This window comes from bacterium, from assembly GCA_030654305.1.
In the GTDB taxonomy this organism is placed as follows: Bacteria; Krumholzibacteriota; Krumholzibacteriia; order LZORAL124-64-63; family LZORAL124-64-63; genus PNOJ01.
In genome coordinates, this window is the sequence record JAURXS010000452.1 from 1 (window position 1) to 4,748 (window position 4,748).

The window sequence follows — 4,748 nt, forward strand, 5'->3', positions numbered from 1 at the left end:
ACCGGCGCCAGGAACCCGGCAGGTCCGTGGCCTGCAGCGTCATGGGCGCCTCGACGAGGTGCAGCAACGCGTGCAGGCAGGGCGCGCAGCGACCGCCGTCGGTCGCGCCCGACGGCAGCCATCCGCCCAGATCCCCGGCCCAGATCTCCGTCGGCGGGTCCAGGGCGAGGCGCCGGACCAGCTCGGGGTCGGCGAGGTCGGACGGCCGGGCCCAGGTGACGGCGTGCCAACCGCCGCCCGGCGGCGACGCGCCTGCGGCGAGCAGCGAGGGCCGCGGCGACAGCACGGCGTCGCGCAGGACCACCGCTTCGGCCGGCGGCGAATCGCTCACCACCAGCAGCCAGGCGCCGTGGTCGCCGTCTTCGCGGGCCGCGGTCACCGCGGTCGCGCTGTGGAGCCAGGCGGCCGCCGGATCGCCCAGCACGAGACGGCGACGGGCCGTCGGCCAGGCTTCCGGCAAATCGGTGCGTTCGCAGTCCAGGAATCCCGGCGGCAGGCCCCGCCCTTCGGCGTCGGTCCAACCCTGGACCTGCAGCCAGCCCACGACCGACTTGCGCAGCGGGTCGGCCGCGCGACCGCGTCGCGTCGGCGGCCGCGGCGGCTCGCCGTCCAGGTCGAAGACGCCGGCGCCCCAAGCTCCCGCCAGGGCGGTCGCGCCGGCGGCGTCCAGCAACGGACCGCCGTCCGCGCCGAGCGGGAACGTGCGCCACCAGCGCGTGTCCCCGACCATGACGGCGCCCGCGCCCCTGCCCCGCAGCGCGTGCAGTTCCAGCGCCATCAGGGCGCGCCGCCGCGCGGCGACCGCGGCGGCGCCGGCGTCCCGGCGCCCCCAGGAAACGTCATCCGCGGCGGCGTCCGCGCCGTCGCCGGCGGCGGGGTCCAGGCTCGCCAGTTGGGGAACGTAGACGACGCCCCCCGCGCATCGCCGCGCGGTGTCCGCGTCGTCCCAGAAACCTTCCTGCGACTCGACGCCGAGATCCTTGACGGGCAGGTTGGCGATCCCGCCGCGCGCCAGGGCGTGGAGGCAGGCGCCCAACGGGCCCGCCGTCGGCAGGAGCAGGCGGGCGCCGGCCGTGCCGGACAGCTGCACGAGACGGCGGGCGTGGGCCGCCGCGGCGGCGCCCAGGCGCACCCGCGCGTCCGGAGGCGGGCCGCCGACGGCCAGTGACAGCGGTGTCGCCGCGTCACCGCCGCGCACGAAGACCCGGCAGGCGCCGTGGAGCGAGAGCCAGCCCCCGAGGATGGCGGCGAGGTCGCCGTCGAGGATCGGGGCGGGCGCCAGCAACGACAGCTGGCCGGCGCCCTCGCCGGCCAGGGCGCGATGACGGGCGACGGGTTCGTCGGCGCCGCGCCGGTGCCAGCTCCAGTTGATCACGGCGGCGTCGGCGAAGACCCAGGCGACGGCTCGCGCGCCCAGGCCCCAGAGCCGGGCGCGCGCCGCACCGTCGCTCGGCAGATCGCCGGCCAGCCCCACGACCGCGGCGTCGCCGTCCACCCGCCGGGCCAGTTCCCCGGACCAGCCGTCCGATCCCGGTGCGGCGTCGCGGCGCAGCCGCTGGTCCAGCCAGGTGTCGTAGCGGTCGATCCAGGGACAAGCGCCGCGCTCGCGCGGGCGCAACCGGCGGTGGTCGGCCAGGTCGCCGTTGTGGGTCGCGGCGAGCCGGCAGGCATGGATCAGGGGCAGCAGCCCCTGATCCGGCATCGAGGCCATCTCCGATAGCAGGGACAGGGCCGCCTCGCGATCGTGGAGCGCGCCGCCCGCCGGCACAAGGGTCCAGGCGCCCGGTTGCCGCGACAGCGGACCGGCGAATTCCGCCAACCGGTCGGCGCCGTCCAGGACGAGGCGCCAGGCGGCGCGGCGCTGGCCCCAGGCTTCCAGCGCCGAAGCCCGGTCGGCGGCGTGCACCAGCGCCGAGGCCGCCGCGGCCAGTTCGGGATCGCGCGGCTCGACGTGGCGTCGTCCGGCGTCGGCCGTCACGGCGGCGAAAGCGCGCGGCGACGGCCGGTCCTGCAGCGGGGTCAGGGGCCAGCCCTGGGGCCGCACGAGATCGGGTGGCAGGAACGACGCCACCAGCCGGGCCGCGCCGTCCCCGCGGCGGGCCAGTTCGCGGATCATGCCGCGCTGCCCGGGCTCCGCGGCCGCCAGTCGCGCCGTGGCGCCCAGCCAGACCCGGCCCGCGCGCAGAGCGCCCGCGACCGCGGCGGAGAGCGGCTCCCGGGTCTCCACGGCGAAGAGCGGGTGCGGCGCCGGCGCCTCGCAGTGCAGGGCGGCCAGGGCGTCGAGCACGCCGTCGTCCACGCCCCGGGCCGGCAGCTCCGGTTCCAGCAACGCTTCCACGAGGCCCCGCAACTCCCAACCGGGTATTTCGTTGCCGATGTCGCCGAGCACCAGGATCCGCTCGCGCACCTCGCCCAGGTACGCGACCACCGCCGCGGCGGTTGGACCGTCGGCCCAGCTCAGGACGTCGACGGGACGGCTCCGGCGCCACACCACCAGGTGACCGGCTCCATGCAAGTCGCGGGCGGCCGAGGCCCAAACCCCGTCGCGGGTCCCGATCTGCCGCTCCTGCAGCACGACCAGGGCCGCGCGACGGCGGCGCTCGACCGCCGCGTCGGCGGCGACGGCTTCGAGCAGGGCCAAGGCCTCGTCGTAGCGCGGGACCGGCAACGCGAAGCGGTCGAGGTTGGCGAACAGGGCGGCGGCGGCGAGACGGGCCAGGTCGCGGCGCTCGGCGGGCGTGCCCTCCTCCCGCGCACAGGCGGCGTAGTGGGCGGCGGCCCGCGACGCGTCGTCCAGCGGCCCTTCGGCCAGCTGCGCGGCGAGCCAGAGCCGCTCGGCCTCCTGGACGTGACCGACCATGTGTTCGGGAGCCAGCAGGGCGTCGGCGTCGCGGGCGAGAGCGCGGACGGCGTCGTCCGTCTGCACCCGGCGCGCGAATTCCAGGACGCGCGCGGCCAGCCGCAGGCGGACGTCGGCGGCCAGGGGCAGCGACACCGCCAGCAGGCCGTCCGGCGGCGGGCAGCCCGCGTCGCAGGCGGCGGCCAGCGCGGCTTCGAGGAAGGGCGAGGGATCGATCCGGCGCAGGTCGGCCAGCTCGCTGACGGCGGTGAGGTAGGCGGCGCCGGCCGCCAGGCCCAGGCGTTCGCGGGGCGGGAAGGCGCCGGGAGTCGCGACCGAGGCGCGCGCCCGGTCCAGCAGGCCGCGCGCCTGCTCGCGGAAATCCGCCGTGAATCCGGTGCGTTCCCGCTCCCAGCGGCCGGCCTCGCCTTTCTCGGCGGCGCCGGCGCCGCGCAGGCGGGTCAGGGCGCGCTTGGCCGCACCGCCCATCTTCTCGCTCAGGAAGACGCGCACGGGCGAGCGCTCGCGGCTGTCCCCCGCTTCGGCGAAGCTGGACTCCGCCCCGCGCAGGTCGCCCGCTTCGAGCCGGGCGCGGGCCTCGGCCAGCAGATCCCAATAATTCATGGCCGTCCCCTGTCCGACCCCGTTCAGACGACGATGTTCACGAGCTTGCCCGGCACGACGACGACCTTGCGCACCGGCCCCGCCCCGATCAGCTCGGGGACGCGGCCGTGCGCGAGCGCGTCGCGCTCGACCTGCCCGGCATCGGCGTCGCGGGGCGCCTCCATGCGCTCGCGGATCTTGCCGTTGATCTGGATGACGTAGGTGACCGTGTCGGCGACGAGGTACTCGTCCCGCCAGGCGGGCCACGGGTGATCGAAGACCGAGCCCTCGCGCCCCAGCCGCAGCCACAGCTCCGCGCCGAGGTGCGGCGCGAACGGCGCGAGCATCTGCACCAGCGACGTCAGCGCGTCGCGGAAGTCCGCGTCCCCGGGCCGGGGCCGCTCGCGGCCGCAGTACTGGTAGAGGGCGTTGGTCAGTTCCATCAGGCGGCTGAGCGCCGTGTTGAACTGGAAGCGCTCGAGATCCTGCGTGCAGCCGCGCACCGAGTTGTGCCGCACCAGGCGCAGCTGGGGCCAGCGCGCGGCGGCCTGCTCGTCGGTCATGGCGGCGGCGTCGACGGGCGCGTCGCCGGCGGGCGAGCGGTCGTCGAGCACCGCGTCCACGAGGCGCCAGACGCGGTTGAGGTAGCGCCAGATGCCGTCGATGCCCTCGTCGGTCCAGTCCCCGCCCTCGGCGAAGGCGAAGCCGAACATGAGGTAGGCGCGCAGCGTGTCGGTGCCGTAGCGCTCGAGGTAGTCGGCCGGCACCACGGTGTTGCCCTTGCTCTTGGACATCTTCTCGCCGTCGCGGGTGATCATGCCCTGGTGGCGCAGTCGCGCGAAGGGCTCCTCCACCGGCACCAGGCCGAGGTCGTGCAGCACCATCGTGATGAAGCGCGAGAAGATCAGGTGCCCGCAGGCGTGGTCGGCGCCGCCGACGTACATGTCCACCGGCAGCCACTTGCGCAGCGTCTCGTAGCGGAACGGGGCGTCGCGCAGGCCCGGCTCGGGGTAGCGCAGGAAGTACCAGCTGCTGCAGACGAAGGTGTCCATCGTGTCCGGGTCGCGCCGGGCGGGGCCGCCGCAGCTCGGGCAGTCCACGGCCATGAAGGCCTCGCTGCTGGCCAAGGGCGCCTTGCCGCGCGGCCGGAAGTCCACGTCGTCGGGCAGCAGCACCGGCAGGCGGTCGCGCGGCACCGGCACCTCGCCGCAGGACGGGCAGTGGATGATGGGGATCGGCGCCCCCCAGTAGCGCTGGCGGCTGATCAGCCAGTCGCGCAGGCGGTACTGGACGGTGGCGCGGCCGA

At 76.3% G+C, this 4,748-nt stretch carries 2 protein-coding genes; both read right to left on the minus strand.

The features are described 5' to 3' along the window. Positions 1–3,463 (minus strand): hypothetical protein (locus Q7W29_13030; protein ID MDO9172743.1); only part of this gene is annotated, 3,463 nt, incomplete at its 3' end. Positions 3,464–3,486: 23 nt separating this feature from the next. Further along, positions 3,487–4,748, minus strand: a 1,262-nt coding sequence (locus Q7W29_13035; protein ID MDO9172744.1) for a class I tRNA ligase family protein, incomplete at its 5' end; no start/stop codon positions are given.